Raw genomic sequence first — 24,690 nt, 5'->3', positions numbered from 1 at the left:
CTTGTGTCACTCAAGAGCCGGGATCGATCTCCCGCAGGAGCCCGGTGTGCACGTCGAAGACGAAGCCTCGCACATCGTCCGTGTGGGGCAGGAACGGGTTGGTGCGGACGCGCTGCATGGACTGGCGGACGTCCTGGTCGACGTCGCGGAACGCCTCCACCGCCCAGGACGGACGCTGGCCCACCTCGTCCTCCAGCTCGTGCCGGAAGTCCTCGGTCAGGCTTTCGAGACCGCAGCCGGTGTGGTGGATGAGTATCACCACACGGGTGCCGAGGGCCCGCTGGCTGATGGTGAGCGAGCGGATGGTGTCGTCGGTGACCACCCCGCCCGCGTTGCGGATGGTGTGGCAGTCGCCGAGCTCCAGGCCGAGGGCCTTGTGCAGGTCCAGGCGGGCGTCCATGCAGGCCACGACGGCGACGCGCAGCACGGGGCGGGCGTCCATGCCCGGGTCGGCGAACGCGGCGGCGTAGCGGCGGTTGGCCTCGACGAGCCGGTCGGTGACGGATCCCGGAGGGACGGCCCCGGGCGCGGACCCGGCGGGGAGGGGTGCGGAAGTCGTCATGGCCACGACGGTAGTGGTCACCGTCGACGGCCGTCCCGCGTGAGAAGGGGACGAAGGGCGTCAACGCCGCCCGGTGTGAGCTAACCCACAGGGGTGGGACTGCGGGGGCTGTTCGGATGATTCACGGCATTTGCCGCTTCGGTCCGAGAGCCGTGCACGGCACGCGGGGCGGTTCGTTGACCGCGGCGACCGTTGCACTAAAGTGACGCGAACCGGCCGGAGCCCGGCCCTGACCGGCCGCCCGGCCCCCGATGAACACTCCGCGTGCGCGGCGCGTACGTACGGCCCGGCCCTCTTCCGCCCACCGGCCCGGAGGACCGGCGGCGCGTACGCCTGCCCCGCCGTTATCTGAGAGGGCGCTTTGACTAGCGAGTCCCGACACGTCCCGGTGATGCTCCAGCGGTGCCTGGACCTGTTGGCCCCGGCGCTGGAAAGGCCCGGGGCCGTCGTCGTCGACTGCACCCTCGGCCTCGGCGGCCACAGTGAGGCCCTGCTGACCCGCTTCCCCGAGGCCCGCCTGATCGGCCTCGACCGCGACAAGGAGGCCCTGCGGCTCGCCGGCGAACGGCTCGCGCCCTTCGGCGACCGGGCCACCCTCGTCCACGCGATCTACGCCGACCTCGCCGAGGTCCTCGACGGGCTCCGCCTCCCCGCGGTCCAGGGCATCCTCTTCGACCTCGGCGTCTCCTCCATGCAGCTGGACGAGGCCGACCGCGGGTTCGCGTACGCCCAGGACGCACCCCTGGACATGCGCATGGACCAGACGACCGGCATCAGCGCCGCCGAGGTCCTCAACACCTACGCCCCCGGCGAACTCGTCCGCATCCTGCGCCAGTACGGCGAGGAGAAGCAGGCCAAGCGGATCGTCTCCGCGATCGTCCGCGAACGCGACAAGGAGCCCTTCAGCAACAGCGCGCGGCTCGTCGAACTGATCCGCGACGCACTGCCGCAGGCCGCCAAGCGGACCGGCGGCAACCCGGCGAAGCGGACCTTCCAGGCACTGCGCATCGAGGTCAACAGCGAGCTGTCGGGCCTGGAACGGGCCATCCCGGCCGCGGTCGACCGGATCGCCGTCGGCGGCCGCATCGCGGTCCTCTCCTACCACTCGCTGGAGGACCGCCTCGTCAAGCAGGTCTTCGCCGAGGGCGCCACCTCCACGGCCCCGCCCGGCCTGCCCGTGGTGCCCGAGAAGTACCAGCCCAAACTGAAGCTCCTCACCCGCGGCGCGGAACTGCCGACCGAGGAGGAGATCGCCGAGAACCGGCGGGCCGCCCCCGCGAGGTTCCGGGGGGTCGAACGCATCCGGGAGGCGCGGCTGTGACCAGGGCCGGGAAGGTCGCCACGCTGACCCGGGGCCAGGCCGCCCGGCTCGGCCGGGCCCTCGGTGCCCGGCCGGCCGCCCCGCGGCCCGGCGGGCAGGCGGCCCGGATGCCGTTCGTCCTGCTCGTCGTCGCCCTCCTCGCCGGCGGCCTGATCAGCCTGCTGCTCCTCAACTCGGCCCTCAACGAGGGCTCCTTCCAGCTCAGCCGGCTGAAGAAGGAGACCACCGCCCTCACCGACGAGGAACAGGCCCTCCAGCGCGACGTGGACGCCTACTCGGCCCCCGACGCCCTCCAGCGCCGCGCCCACGAACTGGGCCTGGTCCCCGGCGGCAGCCCGGTCTTCCTCGGCCCCGACGGCAGCGTCAGCGGCAGCGCCGCACCGGCGCAGGCCCCCGCGCCGCCGAGCCCCACCCCCACCCCGGCCCCGCCCGCCGCCCAGGCCGGCCCCGGCCGGCCCACGCCGACGGCCCCCACCGCACCCGCGGCCACGGCCCCGGAGGAGGCCCCGGCTCCTGCCCCGGCCTCCCCGGAACCGACCGCCGCACCCCCGGCCCGGCCCTCCCAGCAGCAGCCCACCCCCAACCCAGGCAGGTGACGTGGTGACCCCGACGGAAGGCGGTATCGCGGTGCCCGGGGGCAGCCCCGCGGGGCCTCCCCCCACCCCGGCCCCTCACCGCTCCCCGGGCCAGGCCCGGACCCGGTCCTCGCACGCCCCCGGCCTGCCCGGCCCGGCCCTGCCCGCGGCGGTGTCCGCATGAGCCCCGCGGGGGAGCCGCCCCGGCGGCGCGTCCCCGGACCGGCCCGACCACGCCCCGGCGGCGCCCGGCCCGCCTCCCGCCCGGCCTCCCGCCCCGCGACCCGGCGCCCCGCGGCCGCCCGCACCCCCCACACCATCCGGCTCGGCAGCCCCCGGCCCCGGCTGCGTCTGGTCGGCGTCGGGCTCACCCTCGTGATGCTCGCCTTCGTCGTACGCCTGCTCCAGGTGCAGGCCGTCGACGCCTCCTCGTTCTCCGCCGAGGCCTCCAAGAACCGCTACACCAGCGTCAAACTGGCCGCGGAACGCGGCGAGATCACCGACCGGCGGGGCGTGGCCCTCGCCACCAGCGTCGACGCGTACGACATCACCGCCGACCCGAAGATGTTCACCCCGCAGGACAGCAAGGCCCCCGACGCCCCCGAGCAGGCGGCCGCACTCCTCGCGCCCATCCTCGGCAAGGACGCCAAGGACATCGCCGCCAAGCTGAAGACCAAGAACTCCCGCTACGTGGTCCTCGCCCAGCGCCAGACCCCCCAGGTCTGGAACCAGATCAAGGACCTCAAGCGGGTCTTCGCCGACAAGGCCGCCGCCGACAAGCGCGGCAACGGCCCCGGCGCCAACGTCCTCGCCGGCGTCTTCAACGAGAACAGCAGCAAGCGCGTGTACCCGAACGGCGACCTCGCCGCCGGGATACTGGGTTACGTCAACGCCGAGGGCAAGGGCGGCGGCGGACTGGAGTCCTCCCTCGACAAGAAGCTCTCCGGCAAGGACGGGGAGATCACCTACGCCCAGTCCGGCGGCCGCCGGGTGCCCACCGCCGGATCCAGCGAGAAGCGCGCCGTCCCCGGCGACGACATCGAGCTGACGATCGACCGGGACATCCAGTGGGCGGCGCAGAGCGCCATCGCCGAGCAGGTCCGCAAGTCCGAGGCCGACCGCGGCTACGTCATCGTCCAGGACACCCGCACCGGCGAGGTGCTGGCCATGGCCAACGCCCCCGGCTTCGACCCCAACGACCTGACCCGGGCCAGCTCCGCCGCCATGGGCAACGCCGCGCTCCAGGACGTCTACGAGCCCGGCTCCACCGCCAAGGTCATCTCGATGGCCGCCGTGCTGGAGGAGAAGAAGGCCACCCCCGACACCCGGGTCGAGGTGCCCAACCGGCTGCACCGCGGCGACCGGCTGTTCAAGGACGACATCGACCACCCGACCTGGTACCTCACCCTCAACGGGGTCCTCGCCAAGTCCTCCAACATCGGCACCATCCTGGCCACCGGACAGCTCGGCCCGACGCAGCCCGAGGCCAACAAGGTCCTGCACTCCTACCTGACCAGGTTCGGCATCGGCCGCCCCACCGGCCTGGACTACCCCGGTGAGTCCCGGGGCCTCCTCGCCGCGCCCGAGAACTGGTCCACCTCGCAGCAGTACACGATTCCTTTCGGCCAGGGCCTCTCGCTCAACGCCATGCAGGCCGCCTCCGTGTACTCGACCGTCGCCAACGGCGGGGTCCGCATCGAACCGACCCTGGTCCGCGGCACCAAGGGACCCGACGGCCGGTTCACCCCGGCCCCGGCCCCCGAACAGACCAAGGTCATCAGCCCGGAGACGGCCAAGACCCTCGCCGCGATGCTGGAGTCCGTGGTCGACGACCAGGAGGGCACCGGAACCAAGGCGAAGATCCCCGGCTACCGGGTCGGCGGCAAGACCGGCACGTCCAACCGGGTGGATCCGGCCACCGGCCGCTACAAGGGCTACACCGCCTCCTTCGCCGGGTTCGCCCCCGCCGACAACCCGCGCATCACCGTCTACTGCGCCATCCAGAACCCCACCAAGGGCAGCTACTTCGGCGGCCAGATCTGCGGCCCCATCTACAAGCAGGTCATGGAGTTCGCCCTCAAGACCCTCCAGGTCGCCCCCACCGGATCCGCCCCCGCCGGGCTCCCCGTCACCTACGAACCCGGCCCCCAGCCCGCCCCCCAGCCCAGTCCGAAGCCCGGTCAGTGACCCACGGCCGCGGCCTGCCCGCCAGAAAAGCGTGAGGCACCATCAGTGACAACGATCACCCCCGAACCCGGGAACCGACCGGCCGCCGGCCCCGCGGCCGGGCCCTCACTTCGCGGCCCGGCCGCCACGCCCGGTACGCTCACCGCCGTGCCCCACGCTGATCAGCCCAGAACCGCCCAGAAAGACGCCCCGGCAGCGCCGCCGGGAGCGCCCAGGCCCGCGTCCGCCAGTCCGAGCCCGCTGGGCGAGCTGGCCGCCCTGCTGGGAATCCCGTCCCCAGGCGCTGCGCAGATCACCGGGATCACGCACGACTCCCGTGCGGTCCGCCCGGGAGACCTGTACGCCGCCCTGGCCGGCGCCCGGATGCACGGCGCCGAGTTCGCCGCCCAGGCGGCCTCCCTCGGCGCGGCCGCCGTGCTGACCGATCCCGCCGGGTCCGAGCGCGCCGCCGCGACCGGCCTGCCCGTCCTCGTCGTCGAGGACCCGCGGGGCCGGATGGGCGAGCTCGCCGCGGCCATCTACGGAGACCCCGGCAAGGACCTCCTCCAGATCGGCATCACCGGCACCTCCGGCAAGACCACCACGGCGTACCTCGTCGAAGGCGGACTGCGCGCGGCCGGCCGCAGCACCGGACTGGTCGGCACGGTCGAGATGCGCATCGGCGACGAGCGCATCAAGTCCGAGCGCACCACCCCCGAGGCCACAGACCTCCAGGCCCTGTTCGCGGTCATGCGCGAACGCGGTGTCGAGGCCGTCGCCATGGAGGTCTCCAGCCACGCCCTCGTCCTCGGCCGGGTCGACGGCTGCGTCTTCGACGTGGCCGTCTTCAACAACCTCAGCCCCGAGCACATGGAGTTCCACTCCGACATGGAGGACTACTTCCAGGCGAAGGCGGGGCTCTTCACCCCCCGCCGGGCCCGCCTGGGCGTGGTCAACCTCGACGACGAGTACGGCCGCCGCCTCGCCAAGGAGGCGACGATCCCGGTCGTCACCTTCTCCGCCGCAGGCGACCCGGCCGCCGACTGGCGCGCCGAGGACGTGGTCTTCGGTCCGGCGAGCTCCACCCTGACCCTGCTCGGCCCCGACGGGCAGCGCGTACGGGCCGAGGCGCCGCTGCCGGGCCCGTTCAACGTCGCCAACACCGTGGCGGCCGTCGTCACCCTGGCCGCGGCCGGACTCGACCCGCAGACCGCCGCCGACGGCGTGGCCGCCGTCCCCGGCGTCCCCGGCCGTCTGGAGCGCGTGGACGCGGGCCAGCCGTACCTGGCCGTCGTCGACTACGCGCACAAGACCGACGCCGTCGAATCCGTGCTGCGCGCGCTGCGCGAGGTCACCGCCGGCCGACTGCACATCGTGCTCGGCTGCGGCGGCGACCGCGACACCACCAAGCGCGGCCCGATGGGCGCCGCGGCCGCGCGGTACGCCGACGTGGCCGTCCTGACCTCCGACAACCCGCGCTCCGAGGACCCGCTCGCGATCCTCGCCACGATGTTCGAGGGCGCCGTGTCCGTCCCGCCCGCCGAGCGCGGCACCGTCCTCGTCGACGCCGACCGCGCCGCGGCCATCGCCGCCGCCGTCGCACGCGCCGAGCCCGGGGACACCGTCCTGGTGGCGGGCAAGGGACACGAGCAGGGCCAGGACACCGCCGGTGTCGTACGGCCCTTCGACGACCGCACGGTGCTCCGCGCCGCGATCGAGCACCGGCTCGTGCTCGACCGAACGACCCAGGCCCGACAGGCCGAGGTGAACCAGTGATCGCCCTCTCCCTCGCCGAGATCGCCGACATCACCGGCGGGCAACCCCACGACATACCGGATCCGTCCGTCCAGGTCACCGGTCCCGTGGTCTACGACTCCCGCGAGGTCCGCCCCGGGAGCCTGTTCGCCGCGTTCGTCGGCGAGCGCGTCGACGGCCACGACTACGCCGAACGCGCCCTCGCCGCCGGCGCCGTCGGCGTCCTCGCGACCCGTCCCGTCGGCGTGGCGGCCATCGTCGTCCCCGACGTCGTGGCCGCGCTCGGCGCCCTGGCCCGGGCCGTCGTCGCCCGCCTGGGCACCGACGTCGTCGCGCTGACCGGATCCGCCGGCAAGACCTCCACCAAGGACCTCATCGCGCAGGTGCTCCAGCACCACGCGCCGACCGTCTGGACCCCCGGAAACCTCAACAACGAGATCGGGCTGCCGATCACGACGCTGCGCGTCACCGAGGACACCCAGCACCTCGTCCTGGAGATGGGCGCCCGCGGGATCGGCCACATCCGCTACCTCACCGGACTGACGCCCCCTCGCATCGGCCTCGTGCTCAACGTCGGGACCGCGCACATCGGCGAGTTCGGCGGCCGCGAGCAGATCGCCCAGGCCAAGGGCGAGCTGGTCGAGTCCCTGCCCGCCGAGGCCGAGGGCGGCGTCGCCGTCCTCAACGCCGATGACCTGCTCGTTCGCGCCATGACCGCCCGTACGAAGGCGCGTACGGTCCTCTTCGGCGAGGCCGACGACGCCGAAATCCGGGCCACCGACGTCCGGATGACGGACACCGGGCAGCCATCCTTCACACTGCACACACCGACCGGGTGCAGCGACGTGACCTTGCGGCTGTACGGTGAGCACCACGTGTCGAACGCGCTCGCCGCGGCCGCCGTCGCCCATGTCCTGGGCATGTCCGTCGAGGAGATCGCCACCGCGCTCTCCGGGGCGGGCACGCTGTCCCGGTGGCGGATGGAGGTCACCGAGCGCGCGGACGGTGTGACGATCGTCAACGACGCCTACAACGCGAACCCGGAGTCCATGCGGGCCGCACTGCGCGCGCTCGCCGCGATGGGCGGTGCGGCCAGGGCGAACGGGGGACGCACGTGGGCGGTGCTCGGCCCGATGGCCGAGCTCGGAGACGACGCTCTCGCCGAGCACGACGCGGTCGGACGACTTGTCGTCCGGCTCAACGTGAGCAAGCTCGTCGCAGTCGGGGGCAGGGAAGCCTCCTGGCTGCAACTGGGCGCATATAACGAGGGTTCGTGGGGTGAGGAGTCGGTGCTCGTGTCCGACGCGCAGGCGGCGGTCGACCTGTTGCGCAGTGAACTGCGCCCGGGTGACGTCGTGCTGGTGAAGGCTTCCAGGTCGGCCGGTCTGGAGCGGGTGGCCCAGGCCCTGCTCGAGGGCACTGTCGAGGGCGAGGTCGCCGGCCGATGAGGCAGATCCTGTTCGCCGGTGTCATCGGCATGTTCCTGACCGTCATCGGTACGCCGCTGCTGATCAAGCTGCTGGCCCGCAAGGGCTACGGCCAGTTCATCCGCGACGACGGTCCGCGCGGCCACGCCGGGAAGAAGGGGACGCCCACCATGGGCGGTATCTCCTTCATCCTGGCGACCCTGGTCGCGTACGCGCTGACGAAGGTCATCACCGGTGAGGAGCCGAGCTTCTCGGGCCTGCTCGTGCTGTTCCTGATGGCCGGCATGGGCCTGGTCGGCTACCTGGACGACTACATCAAGATCGTCAAGCGGCGTTCGCTCGGTCTGCGCGCCAAGGCCAAGATGGCCGGCCAGCTGATCGTCGGCATCGCCTTCGCCGTGCTCGCGCTCCAGTTCAAGGACTCGCGCGGACTCACCCCGGCCTCCGACAAGCTGTCGTTCGTCACCGACTTCGGCTGGTCGCTCGGACCGGTGCTGTTCGTGGTCTGGGCGCTGTTCATGATCCTCGCCATGTCCAACGGCGTGAACCTCACCGACGGTCTGGACGGTCTGGCCACCGGCGCCGCCGTGATGGTCTTCGGCGCCTACACCTTCATCGGCGTCTGGCAGTTCCAGGAGTCCTGCGTCAACGCGCAGACCCTGCCCAGCCCGAACGCCTGCTTCGAGGTGCGCGACCCGCTCGACCTCGCCGTGGTCGCCTCCGCCCTCATGGGCGCCTGCTTCGGCTTCCTGTGGTGGAACACCTCGCCCGCCAAGATCTTCATGGGCGACACCGGCTCCCTGGCCCTCGGCGGCGCCCTCGCCGGCCTCGCGATCTGCTCGCGCACCGAGTTCCTGATCGCCCTCCTCGGCGGCCTGTTCGTCCTCATCACCATGTCGGTCGTCATCCAGGTCGGCTCCTTCAAGCTGACCGGCAAGCGCGTCTTCCGGATGGCACCGCTGCAGCACCACTTCGAACTCAAGGGCTGGTCCGAAGTGCTCGTGGTGGTCCGCTTCTGGATCATCCAGGGCATGTGCGTGATCGTCGGCCTCGGAATCTTCTACGCGGGATGGGCAGCCGACAAGTGACCTCCTGGCACGGCAAGAACATCACCGTCGCCGGCCTCGGCGTGAGCGGCATCAGTGCCGCCCGCGCCCTGGCCGGCCTCGGCGCTTCGGTGACCGTCGTCGACAACGGGGACGGCGACGCGCACCGCGCCCGGGCCGCCGAACTCGCCGAGGAGGGCATCGAGGTCCGCCTCGGGCGGCTGGCCGACGGGGGGCACGCCGGCGAGGTGCTGCCCGAGGGCACCGACCTCGTCGTCACCTCGCCCGGCTGGAAGCCCGACAGCCCGCTCTTCGCCGCAGCCGCCGCCGCGGGCACGGACGTCGTCGGCGACGTCGAGATCGCCTGGCTGCTGCGCGAGGTCGGCCAGGAGCGGCGGGCCGCCGCCGGCGCGCCCCGCAGGGAGCCGGCCCCCTGGCTGGCCATCACCGGCACCAACGGCAAGACCACCACCACCCAGATGCTGGCGTCGATCCTGAAGGCCGCAGGGCTGCGCACCGCGGCCGTCGGCAACATCGGCACACCGATCATCGACGTGGTGCTCGGCGAGCAGGAGTACGACGTGCTCGCCGTCGAACTCTCCAGCTACCAGTTGCACTGGGCGCCCTCGCTGCGCGTCCACTCCGGGGCCGTCCTCAACCTGGCCCCCGACCACCTCGACTGGCACGGCTCCATGGAGGCGTACGCCGCCGACAAGGGCCGCATCTACGAGGGCAACACGGTCGCCTGCGTCTACAACGCGGCCGACAAGGCCACCGAGGACCTCGTGGTCGAGGCCGACGTCGTGGAGGGCTGCCGGGCGATCGGCTTCACCCTCGGCGCGCCCGGCCCGTCCATGCTCGGCGTCGTCGACGGCATCCTCGTCGACCGCGCCTTCGTCGAGAACCGGCAGAAGAACGCCCAGGAGCTCGCCGAGGTCAAGGACGTCAACCCGCCCGCCCCGCACAACATCGCCAACGCCCTCGCCGCCGCCGCCCTCGCCCGCGCCTTCGGCGTGGAGCCGCGCGCCGTCCGCGACGGACTGCGCGACTTCCGCCCGGACGCCCACCGCGTCGCCCACGTGGCCGAGGTCGGCTCGGTCACCTACATCGACGACTCCAAGGCGACCAACACCCACGCGGCCGAGGCCTCGCTGGCGGCCTTCGAGCCGGTCGTCTGGATCGCCGGTGGCCTCGCCAAGGGCGCGACCTTCGACGAGCTCGTGCAGAAGTCGGCGAAGCGGCTGCGCGGCGTCGTCCTGATCGGCGCCGACCGGGCGCTCATCGCCGACGCGCTGGCGCGACACGCGCCCGAGGTCCCGGTCGTCGACCTCGACCGGACCGACACTGGGGCGATGCTCGCAGCGGTCCGGGAGGCGGCCGCGCTCGCCGAGCCCGGCGACACGGTCCTGCTGGCACCCGCCTGCGCGTCGATGGACATGTTCGCGAACTACAACAAGCGCGGGGACGCATTCGCCGACGCGGTGCGCGAACTGGCCGCCGGGAGCACTGCGGACACGGCCTAGGCCGGGGGCGCCCGAACAGGTTCCCTCCGGCCGGCTGCTCGCCCCGTACGAGTGGAGGGGAAGATCACAGATGCCGGCCAAGCAGATGCTGCCGGGGCGGCGGCCGTCCGCCGTGAAGGCGCAGGGCCGCAAACGCCCCGCGGTGAGGGTGAGGCGGCCCGCCGGGCGCGGGCCGCTGGCCGGCCTGCGGCGTACGCAGCGGCAGTTGCGCAAGGCCTGGGACCGCCCCCTCACCGCGTATTACCTGATTTTCGGCAGTTCCCTGCTCATCACCGTGCTCGGCCTGGTGATGGTCTACTCCGCCTCCATGATCAAGGCCCTCCAGCTGGGCCTCGGCGACGCCTACTTCTTCAAGAAGCAGTTCCTGGCCGCCCTCATCGGCACCGTGCTGCTGCTCGCCGCCTCCCGGATGCCGGTCACACTGCACCGGGCGCTGTCCTACCCCGTCCTGGCCGGCACGCTCTTCCTGATGGTCCTGGTCCAGATCCCCGGGATAGGGGTCTCGATCAACGGCAACCAGAACTGGATCTCCCTCGGCGGCCCGTTCATGCTGCAGCCCAGCGAGTTCGGGAAGCTGGCCCTGATCCTCTGGGGCGCCGACCTGCTGGCCCGCAAGGGCGACAAGGGCCTGCTGAGCCAGTGGAAGCACCTGCTCGTCCCGCTGGTCCCGGTGGCCTTCCTGCTGCTCGGGCTCATCATGCTGGGCGGCGACATGGGCACCGCGATGATCCTCGGCGCCATCCTCTTCGGACTGCTCTGGCTCGCCGGCGCGCCCACCCGGCTGTTCGTCGGTGTGCTCGCCTTCGCGGGTGCGATCGTCGCACTGCTCATCAAGACCAGCCCGCACCGGATGGACCGGCTCGAATGCCTCGGCGCCACCGAACCCGGCAAGAACGACCTCTGCTGGCAGGCCGTGCACGGAATCTACGCCCTCGCCTCCGGCGGCTGGTTCGGTTCCGGACTGGGTGCAAGTGTGGAAAAATGGGGTCAACTACCCGAAGCCCACACGGACTTCATCTTCGCCATCACCGGGGAGGAACTGGGTCTGGCGGGGACGCTGTCGGTGCTCGCCCTCTTCGCGGCTCTAGGCTATGCGGGTATCCGCGTGGCCGGACGCACGGAGGACTCCTTCGTACGGTTTGCCGCGGGAGGCGTGACCACCTGGATCACGGCCCAGGCCGTGATCAACATCGGTGCGGTGCTCGGCCTGCTGCCGATCGCCGGGGTCCCGCTCCCGCTGTTCTCCTACGGGGGGTCCGCCCTGCTGCCGACCATGTTCGCGGTCGGACTGCTCATCGCCTTCGCGCGTGAGGAGCCCGCCGCGCGCGCGGCACTCGCGATGCGACAGCCGAAGACCGGCTGGAGGCGGACCGGGGTGAGATGGAAGTCGATGAGACGGCGCGTCACGAAGCGTCCGTCCGGAGAGCGGTGAATTTCGGTGCATGTCGTACTCGCCGGTGGGGGGACCGCCGGCCACATCGAGCCGGCGCTCGCCCTCGCGGACGCCCTGCGCAGGCAGGACCCCACAGTGGGCATCACCGCCCTGGGCACGGAACGCGGACTCGAAACCCGCCTCGTGCCCGAGCGCGGCTACGAGCTGGGACTGATCCCCGCGGTACCGCTGCCCCGCAAGCCCACCCCGGAACTGATCACCGTCCCCGGGCGGCTGCGCGGCACCATCAAGGCCGCCGAGGAGATCCTCCAGCGCACCAAGGCCGACTGCGTCGTCGGCTTCGGCGGCTACGTGGCCCTGCCCGGCTACCTGGCCGCCAAGCGGCTCGGCGTGCCGATCATCGTCCACGAGGCCAACGCCCGGCCCGGACTGGCCAACAAGATCGGCTCCCGCTACGCGCACGCCGTCGCGGTCTCCACGCCCGACAGCAAGCTGCGCGGCGCCCGCTACGTCGGCATCCCGCTGCGCCGCTCGATCTCCACCCTCGACCGGGCCGCCGTACGCCCCGAGGCGCGCGCCGCGTTCGGCCTGGACCCCAACCTGCCGACCCTGCTGGTCTCCGGCGGCTCGCAGGGCGCCCGCCGCCTCAACGAGACGATCCAGCAGGTCGCTCCGACCCTCCAGCGCTCCGGCGTGCAGATCCTGCACGCCGTCGGGCCGAAGAACGAACTGCCGCGTGTCGACAACATGCCCGGGATGCCGCCGTATGTGCCGGTACCGTACGTGGACCGGATGGATCTCGCGTACGCCGCCGCCGACATGATGCTGTGCCGCGCGGGAGCGATGACCGTCGCCGAACTGTCCGCCGTCGGGCTGCCCGCCGCCTACGTCCCGCTGCCGATCGGCAACGGCGAACAGCGGCTCAACGCCCAGCCGGTGGTCAAGGCCGGCGGCGGCCTGCTCGTGGACGACGCGGAACTGACCCCCGACTGGGTGCTGGGCCAGGTCCTTCCGGTGCTGTCCGATCCGCACCGCCTCTACGAGATGTCCCGCGCCGCCGGAGAGTTCGGCCGCCGGGACGCCGACGACCTGCTGGTCGGCATGGTGTACGAGGCGATTGCGGCCCACAGGGCCCGCTGACGCGGGACGCTGACGCAGGAGGCACAGGAGTGGCCGGAGCGCCGACCGCACAGCGCGGAACACCGTCCGAACGGCCCGGCCGGCCCGCCCGCAAGGGGGCCGGCACCCCCCGGCCCCCCAAGCCGCCCAAGTCCTCCGAGCCCACGAGGAAGACCGCACCGCGGGGCCCCGGCGCGCGCCTGCGCCGGGGCCCCGTGCTGGCCTCCCTCGCCGCCGCCGTGCTGCTCGCCGGGGGCGGCACCTGGGTGCTCTACGGATCCTCCTGGCTCCGGGTGGAGAAGGTCACCGCCACCGGCACACAGGTGCTCACCTCCGAACAGGTGCTCTCCGCGGCGGCCGTGCCGCTCGGCGCACCCCTCGTGAGCGTCGACACGGAGGAGATCGAGAGCCGGGTGCGCGGCCGGCTGCCCCGCATCGATTCGGTCGATGTGGTGCGCGCCTGGCCGCACGGAATCGGACTGAAGGTGACCGAACGCAAACCCGTCCTGCTCATCAAGAAGGACGCCAACTTCGTCGAAGTGGACGCATCGGGTGTGCGATTCGACACGGTTCCGAAAGCACCCGCGGGTGTTCCGGTCCTCGAATTGAACGCCGGGGGCTCCCCGAGCGCCCGCCGCTTCGACGAGGAGCGGCTGCTGCACGAGGCCGTCCTCGTCGCCGGAGCCCTTCCTGGGCCGGTCGCGAAGCAAACCGTGCAGGTCACGGTGGGGTCCTACGATTCCATCGTGCTGGAGCTCACCGGGGGGCGCACCGTGCGGTGGGGGAGTGGCGAACAGAGCGATGCGAAGGGGCGCGCGCTGACCGCTTTGCTGAAAGCCGCTCCCAAGGCCGGTCACTTCGACGTGAGCGTTCCCACCGCCCCTGCTGCGGCCGGGAGTTGACGTCGGGTTCAACAGCGGCGCACCCTGGTTGGCCAGCGATACGGGTGATCACATAGGGTGAAAAGAAAAACGGGAGGTTCGGCGTGTTCGTTGAACACGCGCTACTTGTCGACTTAGTGTCCTGTTCGGAAGAGTCCAGGGAACAGACACACCCCTAACCCTAAACTTCAGGGTGAGGGTTCGGGTCGGCGCGTTCGGACCGTCCCATTTCGGCATCAGTCGTCGCAACGCAGGCCCGCGAGGCGGCGACACGTAACTCGAGGCGAGAGGCCTTCGACGTGGCAGCACCGCAGAACTACCTCGCAGTCATCAAGGTCATCGGTGTCGGCGGCGGTGGTGTCAATGCCATCAACCGAATGATCGAGGTCGGTCTCAAGGGCGTCGAGTTCATCGCCATCAACACCGACGCCCAGGCGCTGTTGATGAGCGACGCCGACGTCAAGCTCGACGTCGGCCGGGAACTGACCCGCGGCCTCGGCGCCGGCGCCAACCCGGCGGTCGGTCGCAAGGCGGCAGAGGACCACCGTGAGGAGATCGAGGAGGTCCTCAAGGGGGCCGACATGGTCTTCGTGACCGCCGGCGAGGGCGGCGGCACCGGCACCGGCGGCGCACCCGTCGTCGCCAACATCGCGCGCTCGCTCGGCGCCCTGACGATCGGCGTGGTCACCCGGCCCTTCACCTTCGAAGGCCGGCGCCGCGCCAACCAGGCGGAGGACGGCATCGCCGAGCTCCGCGAAGAGGTCGACACCCTCATCGTCATCCCCAACGACCGTCTGCTGTCCATCTCGGACCGCCAGGTCAGCGTCCTGGACGCCTTCAAGTCGGCGGACCAGGTCCTGCTCTCGGGCGTTCAGGGCATCACCGACCTCATCACCACCCCGGGCCTGATCAACCTCGACTTCGCCGACGTCAAGTCCGTGATGTCCGAGGCGGGCTCGGCGCTCATGGGCATCGGCTCGGCGCGCGGCGACGACCGCGCGGTGGCCGCGGCCGAGATGGCGATCTCCTCGCCGCTGCTGGAGGCGTCCATCGACGGCGCCCGCGGCGTGCTGCTCTCCATCTCCGGCGGCTCCGACCTCGGTCTCTTCGAGATCAACGAGGCCGCGCAGCTGGTGAGCGAGGCGGCGCACCCCGAGGCGAACATCATCTTCGGCGCCGTCATCGACGACGCGCTCGGCGACGAGGTGCGGGTCACCGTCATCGCCGCCGGGTTCGACGGCGGACAGCCCCCGGCCCGCCGGGACAACGTCATCGGCGCCGCGTCCACCAAGCGCGAGGAGCCCGCACCGGCCCCCGTCCGCGCCGCCCCCGAGCCGGCCCGCCCGGCCTTCGGCGGTCTCGGCACGGTCACCCCGCGCGAGGAGCCCCCGGCCCCCGTCGAGCCGGCGCCGGCCGAGATCCAGGCCCCGGCCCCGCAGGTCCCGACGGCCCGTCCGTACCAGGACAGCCCGGCCGAGGAGCTGGATGTCCCGGACTTCTTGAAGTGACACCGGAGCAGCACCACGTGGGCGGCGCCCACTTCGCCTTCACCGACCGGTGGGGCGGAGTGAGCGCCGTTCCGTACGAAGAGCTCAACCTCGGCGGCGCGGTCGGAGACGACCCGGCCGCCGTTCTCGCGAACCGGGCCCGTGCCGCAGGCTCCCTGGGACTCGACCCGGACCGGGTGGTCTGGATGAACCAGGTGCACGGCCGGGACGTCGCCGTGGTCGACGGTCCCTGGGGGGACGCGGAGATCCCGGCCGTGGACGCGGTGGTGACCGCGCGTCGGGGCCTCGCCCTCGCCGTGCTCACCGCGGACTGCACCCCCGTCCTGCTGGCCGACCCCGTCGCCGGGGTCGCCGCGGCCGCCCACGCCGGGCGGCCCGGGCTGGTCGCCGGGGTCGTGCCGGCCGCCATCGAGGCGATGGTGGCCCTCGGCGCGGAACCCGGGCGGATCGTCGCCCGGACCGGACCCGCGGTCTGCGGCCGCTGCTACGAGGTGCCGGCCGAGATGCGGGAGGCGGTGACCGCGGTGGTGCCCGCCGCCCGCGCCGAGACCAGCTGGGGGACACCGGCGGTCGACGTGGTCGCGGGGGTGCACGCGCAGCTCGCGGAGGCGGGGGTGGTGAACGGCCTCCGTTCCCCGGTCTGCACACTGGAGTCGCGGGACCACTTCTCGTACCGCCGTGACCGGGTGACCGGACGGCTTGCCGGTTATGTCTGGTTGACAGAGTCTTCCCGGGGGGCGACCCCCGGAGCCCCGGGGGAACAGCAGGATGACGGATCGTAAGGCGGAGCTCGCCGAGAACCTGGCGCGGGTGGAGGAACGAATCTCGTCCGCGTGCGCCGGGGCGGGCCGGGACCGGGACGAGGTGACGCTGATCGTGGTCACCAAGACCTACCCCGCGAGCGACGTGCGGCTGCTGGCGGAGCTGGGCGTCCGTCATGTCGCGGAGAACCGCGACCAGGACGCCGCCCCCAAGGCCGCCGCCTGCACGGATCTGCCCCTCAGCTGGCACTTCGTCGGCCAGTTGCAGACGAACAAGGTCCGTTCCGTTGCGGGATACGCGCACGTCGTGCAGTCGGTGGACCGGCCCCGGCTGGTCACCGCCCTCTCGTCGGCCGCGGTGAACGCCGACCGGGAGCTCGGCTGCCTCGTGCAGATCGCCCTCGACGCCGAGTCGGGCGAACGGGGCTCCCGCGGAGGGGCGGCGCCCGAACAGCTCGCGGAGCTGGCGGATCTCGTCGCCGGGTCACCGGGACTGCGGATCGACGGACTGATGACCGTCGCCCCGCTGTCCGGCCCCTACGCGGGACGCGAACGGGCCGCCTTCGAGCGGCTGGTGGAATTGTCATCCGGCCTGCGCGCGGACCATCCGACTGCCACGATGGTGTCGGCCGGGATGAGCGCAGACCTGGAACAGGCCGTGGCGGCCGGTGCGACACATGTACGCGTCGGCACTGCGGTACTCGGCGCGAGACCCCGGCTCGGGTAACGTCGCGAAGAAAGTCGGACCACAGCAGAAAATATGGTCATTCCCGTCGATGAGCGGGCAGACCACGTGGATCGCGGGCAGTTGGTGACATTCGTGACACGGCGGCACCTGCGACAGGGCGATCCACCACAGAGCGGAGGACTCGGAGAATGGCCGGCGCGATGCGCAAGATGGCGGTCTACCTCGGCCTCGTGGAGGACGACCGGTACGACAACCCGGGGTACGACCCCGACGACGAGTTCGAGCCCGAGCCGGAGATGGAACGGGCTCGGGAGCGGGATCGCCGACAGCAGCCCGTGCACCAAGCGCCCGTACCGGACGAACCGGTACGAGTCGCACAGCCTCCGGCGCAGCGGGAACCCATCCCAATTCCGGTGGAAAACGGACGTCCTGCGCGAATTGCCCCCGTGGCATCCATCACACCTGAACGCACGAACCTGGAGAAGAACGCCCCCGTGATCATGCCCAAGGTCGTCTCCGAGCGGGAGCCGTACCGCATCACGACGCTGCACCCCCGGACCTACAACGAGGCCCGTACCATCGGGGAACACTTCCGTGAGGGCACTCCGGTGATCATGAATCTCACGGAGATGGACGACACGGACGCGAAGCGTCTGGTGGACTTCGCCGCCGGACTCGTGTTCGGTCTGCACGGCAGCATTGAACGCGTGACACAGAAGGTGTTCCTGCTGTCGCCTGCTAACGTCGATGTCACGGCGGAGGACAAGGCCCGCATCGCGGAGGGCGGGTTCTTCAACCAAAGCTAGACCGATCCGTCAGACACGGGGCCGGGAACAGAGCGGGAAACGGGGAGAGGGAAGCACGGGATGGGTGTCGCACTGCAGGTGGTCTACATCGTGCTGATGTGCTTCCTGATCGTGCTGATCTTCCGACTGGTCATGGACTACGTGTTCCAGTTCGCACGCTCATGGACACCCGGCAAGGCGATGGTGGTCGTACTCGAGGCCACCTACACTGTCACCGATCCACCGCTCAAGCTGCTTCGGCGGTTCATCCCGCCGTTGCGCCTCGGGGGCGTGGCACTCGACCTGTCCTTCTTCGTTCTGATGATCATCGTTTACATCCTCATCAACTTCGTGAGCGCCGCTGCGAGAAGCGTGTGAACGATGAGCTGCCCCGCACGCGCGGGGACGGTCCCGATACGGTCTTGCCGACTGCCGACGACTACGTAGAGGTGAAGAAGACATGCCGCTGACTCCCGAGGACGTGCGGAACAAGCAGTTCACGACCGTCCGCCTCCGAGAAGGCTATGACGAGGACGAGGTCGACGCCTTCCTCGACGAGGTCGAGTCCGAACTGACGCGCCTGCTGCGCGAGAACGAGGACCTGCGCGCGAAGCTGGCCGCCGCCACGCGCGCCGCCGCGCAGAACCAGCAGCAGCAGGGAATGCGCAAGCCCGAGCCCCAGGACCAGCGAGGCCCCGGCGCCCCCGTGCCCGCGGCCATATCCGGCCCGCCGCAGCAGCCGCAGCAGCCGCAGATGGGCCCGCCCCAGCTGCCCGGCGGCGCGCCGCAGCTCCCGCCCGGCCCCGGTGGACACGGCGGCCCGCAGGGCCCCGGCCCCATGGGCGGCCCCATGCAGCAGCACCCCATGGGCGGACCGCAGGGCATGGGTCAGCAGCCCATGGGCCAGCAGCAGATGGGTCAGCAGCAGATGGGTCAGCAGCAGTCGATGGGCGGCCAGAACCCGCTCGGCCAGCAGATGCAGCCCATGGGCCAGCAGATGCAGCCGATGGGTCAGCCCATGCAGCCGATGGGCCAGCAGATGCAGCCCATGGGTCAGCCGCAGCTTCCGCAGCAGGGCCCCGGTGGCGACAGCGCCGCCCGCGTCCTGTCGCTGGCGCAGCAGACCGCCGACCAGGCGATCGCCGAGGCCCGCTCCGAGGCCAACAAGATCGTCGGCGAGGCCCGGTCGCGCGCCGAGGGCCTGGAGCGGGACGCCCGCGCCAAGGCCGACGCGCTGGAGCGGGACGCGCAGGAGAAGCACCGCGTCGCGATGGGTTCCCTGGAGTCCGCCCGCGCCACGCTGGAGCGCAAGGTCGAGGACCTGCGGGGCTTCGAGCGCGAGTACCGCACGCGCCTGAAGTCGTACCTGGAGTCGCAGCTGCGCCAGCTGGAGACCCAGGCCGACGACTCCCTCGCCCCGCCGCGCAACCCGGCCGGTCCGGCGCTGCCGCCGTCGCCGTCCCCGTCGATGGCTCCGGCCGGTGCGATGGGCCACTCCATGGGCGGCCCGTCCCCCATGGGCGGTCCCTCCCCGATGGGTGCCGGTCCGTCCTACGGCGGCCAGCAGCAGATGTCCCCGGCGATGACCCAGCCGATGGCGCCGGTGCGGCCGACCGCGCCGCAGCCGATGCAGGCGCCGTCGCCGATGCGGGGCTTCCTGATCGACGAGGACGACAACTAGGCGCCGCCGCGCAGTCGGCAGTCACGGGCCGGGCCCGGTTCCCCCACGGGGGCACCGGGCCCGGCCCGTTTCCGCGTCCGGGTGGTTTCCCGTCTGCGGCCCGGTGGCCGCGCCTCAATCGCCGGCGGGGCTGGGGGGTGTGCGGGGTCGGGGTCGGATGGGGGTGGGTGTGCGGGGCCGGCGGGGGGTGTCTCCTCGGCTCGGCGCGCGCGGGCATGTCTCGGCTGTGAGCGGTGGTCGCGCCTCGTCCTGCGGGGACACCCCCCACCGTCCCCACACCCCCACCGGCACATCCACCCCGCCCCGGCAGGAGGGACATCGGTCTCGAGGCATCCCCGACCCGGCACGCCCACACCCACCCGAGCGGGACCGGCCTGGGCACGCCCCTACCCCGCCGAGCGGCATGGCCCCGGGCCCGCCCCACCTCGCGCGGGCGGAAGCAGGCCCGAGGAGGACGCCTTTCCCACCCCCCTCGCGCGGGCGGGGCGGGCCCGGGGTGTGGGGGGCGTGGGGTGGGGACACTGTGGGGGCTCCCCGCAGGACGAGGCGCCACCACCGGGTACCACCCGTGACATGCCCGCACGCGCCGAGCCGAGGAGAGCCCCCGCAGGGGCACCACCCCACGACACCCACACCCCCCACCCCACCGACCCCGCCCCCGCACACCCCCCAGCCCCGCCGGCGATTGAGGCGCGGCCACCGGGGCGGAGACGGGAAACGGCCCGCACCCACCCCGGGAGGGGAAGGGCGGGCCGTTGGCCGGGGGTTACGCCTTGCGGAGGCGGAAGGTCAGGCCCAGGGGCTCGTCCGTGAACGGGTCACCGTACGCGCCGTCCGCCTCGCCCGACGCGAAGTCCGTCGCCAGGACCTCGTCGGCGATGAGGCCCGCGTGGTCCGTCAGGGCCGTCACGACCTCCGGGTCCGCGGAGGACCACCGCAGGGCGATGCGGTCCGCGACGTCCAGGCCGGAGTTCTTCCGGGCCTCCTGGATCAGCCGGATCGCGTCACGGGCCAGGCCCGCCAGCCGCAGCTCGGGGGTGATCTCCAGGTCCAGGGCCACCGTCGCGCCCGAGTCGGACGCCACCGACCAGCCCTCGCGCGGGGTCTCGGTGATGATGACCTCCTCGGGGGTGAGGGTGACCTGCTCCCCGTTCACCTCCACCGTGGCCTCGCCGGAGCGCAGGGCCAGCGACAGGGCCGCCGCGTCGGCCGCGGCCACCGCCTTCGCCACGTCCTGGACGCCCTTGCCGAAGCGCTTGCCGAGCGCCCGGAAGTTCGCCTTCGCCGTGGTGTCCACCAGGGACCCGCCGACCTCCGAGAGGGAGGCCAGGGAGGAGACGTTCAGCTCCTCCGTGATCTGGGCCTGGAGCTCGGGGGAGAGGGCGTCGAAGCCCGTCGCCCCGACCAGCGCCCGGGAGAGCGGCTGGCGGGTCTTCACGCCCGACTCCGCACGCGTGGCGCGGCCCAGCTCGACCAGGCGGCGCACCAGCTGCATCTGCTGGGACAGGGTCGGGTCGATCGCCGTCGTGTCGGCGACCGGCCAGGTGGAGAGGTGCACCGACTCCGGTGCCTCCGGGGTGACCGGGACCACCATGTCCTGCCAGACCCGCTCCGTGATGAACGGGGTCAGCGGCGCGAGGAGGCGGGTGACGGTCTCCACCACGTCGTGCAGGGTGCGCAGCGCGGCGGCGTCGCCCTGCCAGAAGCGGCGGCGCGAGCGGCGGACGTACCAGTTGGACAGGTCGTCGACGAAGGAGGACAGCAGCTTGCCGGCGCGCTGGGTGTCGTAGGACTCCATCGCCTCGGTGACCTCGGAGACCAGGGCGTGCAGCTCGGAGAGCAGCCAGCGGTCCAGGACCGTGCGGTCGGCCGGGGCCGGGTCGGCGGCGGAGGGCGCCCAGTTCGACGTACGGGCGTACAGGGCCTGGAAGGCGACCGTGTTCCAGTACGTGAGGAGGGTCTTGCGGACGACCTCCTGGATGGTGCCGTGGCCGACGCGGCGGGCCGCCCAGGGGGAGCCGCCGGCCGCCATGAACCAGCGCACCGCGTCCGCGCCGTGCTGGTCCATGAGCGGGATCGGCTGGAGGATGTTGCCCAGGTGCTTGGACATCTTGCGGCCGTCCTCGGCGAGGATGTGGCCGAGGCAGACCACGTTCTCGTAGGACGACTTGTCGAAGACGAGGGTGCCGACCGCCATCAGCGTGTAGAACCAGCCGCGGGTCTGGTCGATGGCCTCCGAGATGAACTGCGCCGGGTAGCGCTTCTCGAAGATCTCCTTGTTCTTGTACGGGTAGCCCCACTGCGCGAACGGCATCGAGCCGGAGTCGTACCAGGCGTCGATGACCTCGGGCACGCGGACCGCTTCGAGGGAGCAGCCCTCGTGGGTGCAGGTGAAGGTGACGTCGTCGATGTACGGGCGGTGCGGGTCCAGGTCCGAGTGGTCCTGGCCGGACAGCTCGGAGAGCTCGGCGCGGGAGCCGACGCAGGTGAGGTGGTTCTCCTCGCAGCGCCAGATCGGCAGCGGGGTGCCCCAGTAGCGGTTGCGGGAGAGCGCCCAGTCGATGTTGTTGTTGAGCCAGTCGCCGAAGCGGCCCTGCTTGACGGAGTCCGGGAACCAGTTGGTCTTCTCGTTCTCCCGCAGCATCGCGTCCTTGACGGCGGTGGTGCGGATGTACCAGGACGGCTGCGCGTAGTAGAGCAGGGCCGTGTGGCAGCGCCAGCAGTGCGGGTAGCTGTGCTCGTAGGCGATGTGCTTGAAGAGCCGGCCGCGCGCGTCGAGGTCGGCGGTCAGCTTCTCGTCGGCCTTCTTGAAGAAGACGCCGCCCACCAGGGGGACCTCCTCCTCGAAGGTGCCGTCGGGGCGGACCGGGTTCACGACGGGCAGGCCGTACGCGCGGCAGACCGCGAGGTCGTCGGCGCCGAAGGCGGGGGACTGGTGGACCAGACCGGTGCCGTCCTCGGTCGTGACGTACTCGGCGTTCACGACGTAGTGGGCCGGGGCCGGGAACTCGATCAGCTCGAAGGGGCGCTCGTAGGTCCAGCGCTCCATCTCCTTGCCGGTGAAGGACTCGCCGGTGGCCTCCCAGCCCTCGCCGAGGGCCTTCTCCAGCAGAGGCTGGGCGACGACCAGCTTCTCCTCGCCGTTGGTCGCGACGACGTAGCTGACCTCCGGGTGGGCCGCGACCGCCGTGTTGGACACCAGGGTCCACGGGGTGGTCGTCCAGACCAGCAGGGCCGCCTCGCCGGCGAGCGGGCCGGAGGTGAGGGGGAAGCGGACGTAGACGGAGGGGTCGACGACCGTCTCGTAGCCCTGGGCCAGCTCGTGGTCCGAGAGGCCGGTGCCGCAGCGCGGGCACCAGGGGGCGACGCGGTGGTCCTGGGTGAGCAGGCCCTTGTTGAAGATCTCCTTGAGGGACCACCACACGGACTCGACGTACTCGGGGTCCATGGTGCGGTAGGCGTCGTCCAGGTCGACCCAGTAACCCATGCGGGTCGTGAGCTCGGCGAACGCGTCGGTGTGGCGGGTCACGGACTCGCGGCACTTGGCGTTGAACTCGGCGATGCCGTACGCCTCGATGTCCTGCTTGCCGTTGAAGCCCAGCTCCTTCTCGACGGCGAGCTCGACGGGCAGGCCGTGGCAGTCCCAGCCGGCCTTGCGGGCCACGTGGTAGCCGCGCATGGTGCGGAAGCGGGGGAAGACGTCCTTGAAGACGCGGGCCTCGATGTGGTGGGCGCCGGGCATGCCGTTCGCGGTGGGCGGGCCCTCGTAGAAGACCCACTCGGGGCGGCCCTCGGACTGCTGCAGGGTCTTGGCGAAGGTCTTGCTCTCGCGCCAGAAGTCGAGGACCGCGTGCTCGAGGGCAGGCAGGTCGACCTGGGCGGGTACCGGGCGGTACTGCGGCGGTGTGGTCATGAGGCTGAACTCTTCCTCCGGCGGGGTGTCACTTCCGTCCGGAGGGACGAGAGCCGACTGCTGCTCCCGCGGTACCACCCTCCTTGGCCGCCGGACGGATCCGGTGGCCCCCTCATTGGGGTGCGAAGCCGGTTCTACTCGCCCTGCGGGGGACCCGCGGCTTTCTTCCGGCGGCTCAGGGGTGATCCTTCACGTCGCGCTCGCCCCCGGGCTCTCACCGTCCCCGGGTCGCTCCTGGCTGCGTCCGACGCTACTCGTCCCCGTCCATGCCTTTCGCTGGGGTCAGTGTACGGGGCCGGGGGGCGCCCGGCAGACCGGTTTTCGGTGCCGCGCCGGGGCCGGGGCCCGTCCGGCGGGGCGCCGGCCCCGCCTCCGGGGCCGTCCGGGGCGTCCGCGGCGGCGCCGGGGGTGACCCGGACGGACGAGCGGTGCGGGCCCGCCGTCGGGTGGGGCGGGAGGGGCGGATTACCGGGCCTCCGGATGGGCACAACGGATGCAGGTTGACCTCGACGGATGCGTGCCCCGTTGCCGTGGGGTCGGAGCCGATTTATCGTTCCGGCACGATTCGCGAGCAATATCACGGTATGTGAAGGGGCCGCGGCCATGGTGGCGAAGAAGACCGCCGGGAGTACTGCCGAAAGGGCCGTCGGGAGGGCCGCCTCGAAGGCGGAGGTCCCCGCGGAGGCGGCTCCCGCCAAGAAGACGGCCGCGAGGAAGACCGCGGTGAAGAAGGCCCCGGCCGAGAAGGCGGCCGCGAAGAAGACTGCTGCGAAGAAGACTGCTGCGAAGAAGACCGCTGCGAAGAAGGCCGCGGTGAAGGAGACCGCCGCGAAGAAGGCTCCGGCGAAGAAGTCTCCCGCCAGGAAGACGACCGCCGCAGGGAAGCGGACGGCCGCGGCCACGACGGCCGGGGCCGAGGGGGCGGCACACGCCGCGAAGGAGACGGGAGTCCGGAACGTGGTTGCCAAGAAGAGCAGCGGTGCGGCGAGGAAGACGGCGGAGGCCGCCACCAGCGGGCTGCCCAAGACCCGGGTCGCGGCGGCGGCCGCCCCCGGTGAGCTCGCCGTACGGCCGGGGGAGGACCCGTGGACCCCGGACGAGGTCGCGGAGGCCCGGGCGGAGCTGACGTCGGAGCTGCTGCGGCTGCGCGCCGAGCTGGACGCCTCCGAGGTCGCCATCTCCGGCCTGATGCGGGACTCGGGCGACGGCGCGGGCGACGACCAGGCCGACACCGGTACGAAGAACATCACGAGGGAGTCGGAGCTCGCCCTCCAGGCGAACGCGACCTCCATGCTGGAGCAGACCGAGCGGGCCCTGGAGCGGCTGGAAGCGGGCACGTACGGCCTCTGCGAGAACTGCGGGCAGCCGATCGGGAAGGCCAGGATGCAGGCCTTCCCCCGGGCCACCCTGTGCGTGGACTGCAAGCAGAAGCAGGAGCGGCGCCACTGACCCGCCTCCCTGCCGGCCGGCCCCCCGGGCGCCGGGCGGCGGGGCCCCGGGTGATTTGCGCTGCAGCGGGAGCCGGGACGGGCCGCTCGCGGGGGCCCTGACGTACCCTCGTGTCTCGTCAGGGTCCATGAGGAGCC

The 24,690-nt window shown here is 72.0% G+C and carries 19 protein-coding genes; 17 read left to right on the top strand and 2 right to left on the bottom strand.

Annotated features, from left to right (window positions below; genetic code table 11):
• Positions 1-10: 10 nt before the first annotated feature.
• Positions 11-562 (bottom strand): beta-class carbonic anhydrase, encoded by a 552-nt coding sequence (locus ACPU2J_RS09600; protein ID WP_423833077.1) that lies wholly within the window; start codon positions 560-562, stop codon positions 11-13.
• A gap of 391 nt (positions 563-953) precedes the next feature.
• Between ACPU2J_RS09600 and rsmH the strand changes: the two genes are divergently transcribed.
• The 16 genes from rsmH to ACPU2J_RS09520 all read left to right on the top strand — a co-directional run bounded on the left by rsmH (position 954) and on the right by ACPU2J_RS09520 (position 19,191).
• Entirely contained in the window at positions 954-1,883 is a 930-nt protein-coding gene (rsmH, locus tag ACPU2J_RS09595; RefSeq protein WP_391347227.1) for a 16S rRNA (cytosine(1402)-N(4))-methyltransferase RsmH, read from the top strand.
• Positions 1,880-2,479, top strand: a complete 600-nt coding sequence (locus tag ACPU2J_RS09590) for a hypothetical protein (RefSeq protein WP_361595084.1) — start codon at positions 1,880-1,882, stop codon at positions 2,477-2,479. Before rsmH ends, ACPU2J_RS09590 begins: the two co-directional genes overlap by 4 nt.
• Before the next feature lie 159 nt (positions 2,480-2,638).
• Positions 2,639-4,645, top strand: a complete 2,007-nt coding sequence (locus tag ACPU2J_RS09585; RefSeq protein WP_361595082.1) for a peptidoglycan D,D-transpeptidase FtsI family protein — start codon at positions 2,639-2,641, stop codon at positions 4,643-4,645.
• 45 nt (positions 4,646-4,690) lie between these two features.
• Positions 4,691-6,400, top strand: coding sequence for a UDP-N-acetylmuramoyl-L-alanyl-D-glutamate--2,6-diaminopimelate ligase (locus ACPU2J_RS09580; protein ID WP_420081057.1), 1,710 nt, complete (start codon positions 4,691-4,693; stop codon positions 6,398-6,400).
• Positions 6,397-7,827: a UDP-N-acetylmuramoyl-tripeptide--D-alanyl-D-alanine ligase gene (locus ACPU2J_RS09575; protein WP_423833076.1), complete on the top strand. Its 1,431-nt coding sequence runs from the start codon at positions 6,397-6,399 to the stop codon at positions 7,825-7,827. Before ACPU2J_RS09580 ends, ACPU2J_RS09575 begins: the two co-directional genes overlap by 4 nt.
• Positions 7,824-8,894: a phospho-N-acetylmuramoyl-pentapeptide-transferase gene (mraY, locus tag ACPU2J_RS09570; protein WP_360879207.1), complete on the top strand. Its 1,071-nt coding sequence runs from the start codon at positions 7,824-7,826 to the stop codon at positions 8,892-8,894. Before ACPU2J_RS09575 ends, mraY begins: the two co-directional genes overlap by 4 nt.
• Positions 8,876-10,375 (top strand): UDP-N-acetylmuramoyl-L-alanine--D-glutamate ligase, encoded by a 1,500-nt coding sequence (murD, locus tag ACPU2J_RS09565; RefSeq protein ID WP_365074466.1) that lies wholly within the window; start codon positions 8,876-8,878, stop codon positions 10,373-10,375. Before mraY ends, murD begins: the two co-directional genes overlap by 19 nt.
• A 70-nt stretch (positions 10,376-10,445) precedes the next feature.
• Positions 10,446-11,807 (top strand): putative lipid II flippase FtsW, encoded by a 1,362-nt coding sequence (gene ftsW, locus ACPU2J_RS09560; RefSeq protein ID WP_361595074.1) that lies wholly within the window; start codon positions 10,446-10,448, stop codon positions 11,805-11,807.
• A 6-nt stretch (positions 11,808-11,813) separates the two neighbouring features.
• Positions 11,814-12,908, top strand: a complete 1,095-nt coding sequence (gene murG / locus ACPU2J_RS09555) for an undecaprenyldiphospho-muramoylpentapeptide beta-N-acetylglucosaminyltransferase (protein WP_361595072.1) — start codon at positions 11,814-11,816, stop codon at positions 12,906-12,908.
• 29 nt (positions 12,909-12,937) lie between these two features.
• Positions 12,938-13,789, top strand: a complete 852-nt coding sequence (locus ACPU2J_RS09550) for a cell division protein FtsQ/DivIB (protein ID WP_423833075.1) — start codon at positions 12,938-12,940, stop codon at positions 13,787-13,789.
• Between the two features lie 278 nt (positions 13,790-14,067).
• A complete protein-coding gene (ftsZ, locus tag ACPU2J_RS09545; RefSeq protein WP_420081060.1) occupies positions 14,068-15,276 on the top strand; it encodes a cell division protein FtsZ in 1,209 nt (402 codons plus the stop codon).
• A 17-nt stretch (positions 15,277-15,293) separates the two neighbouring features.
• Entirely contained in the window at positions 15,294-16,058 is a 765-nt protein-coding gene (gene pgeF / locus ACPU2J_RS09540) for a peptidoglycan editing factor PgeF (protein WP_423834943.1), read from the top strand.
• A complete protein-coding gene (locus tag ACPU2J_RS09535) occupies positions 16,045-16,764 on the top strand; it encodes a YggS family pyridoxal phosphate-dependent enzyme (protein WP_420081061.1) in 720 nt (239 codons plus the stop codon). Before pgeF ends, ACPU2J_RS09535 begins: the two co-directional genes overlap by 14 nt.
• 149 nt (positions 16,765-16,913) lie before the next feature.
• Positions 16,914-17,531 carry a cell division protein SepF gene (locus ACPU2J_RS09530; protein ID WP_361595065.1) on the top strand — a complete coding sequence of 206 codons (618 nt, stop codon included), beginning with the start codon at positions 16,914-16,916 and terminating at the stop codon, positions 17,529-17,531.
• Between the two features lie 60 nt (positions 17,532-17,591).
• Positions 17,592-17,888 carry a YggT family protein gene (locus tag ACPU2J_RS09525; protein ID WP_360879231.1) on the top strand — a complete coding sequence of 99 codons (297 nt, stop codon included), beginning with the start codon at positions 17,592-17,594 and terminating at the stop codon, positions 17,886-17,888.
• Positions 17,889-17,970: 82 nt separating this feature from the next.
• Entirely contained in the window at positions 17,971-19,191 is a 1,221-nt protein-coding gene (locus tag ACPU2J_RS09520) for a DivIVA domain-containing protein (protein WP_420081062.1), read from the top strand.
• 766 nt (positions 19,192-19,957) lie between these two features.
• On the opposite strand, the gene ileS is transcribed toward ACPU2J_RS09520, so the two are convergent.
• Entirely contained in the window at positions 19,958-23,104 is a 3,147-nt protein-coding gene (ileS, locus tag ACPU2J_RS09515; RefSeq protein WP_365074454.1) for an isoleucine--tRNA ligase, read from the bottom strand.
• Between the two features lie 603 nt (positions 23,105-23,707).
• Here ileS and ACPU2J_RS09510 point away from each other — a divergent pair.
• Positions 23,708-24,553: a TraR/DksA family transcriptional regulator gene (locus ACPU2J_RS09510; protein WP_423833074.1), complete on the top strand. Its 846-nt coding sequence runs from the start codon at positions 23,708-23,710 to the stop codon at positions 24,551-24,553.
• Positions 24,554-24,690 lie beyond the last annotated feature (137 nt).

The organism is Streptomyces manipurensis (genome assembly GCF_049570255.1).
Taxonomy (GTDB): Bacteria; Actinomycetota; Actinomycetes; order Streptomycetales; family Streptomycetaceae; genus Streptomyces; species Streptomyces manipurensis.
This window is presented reverse-complemented; position numbering and strand designations above follow the sequence as displayed.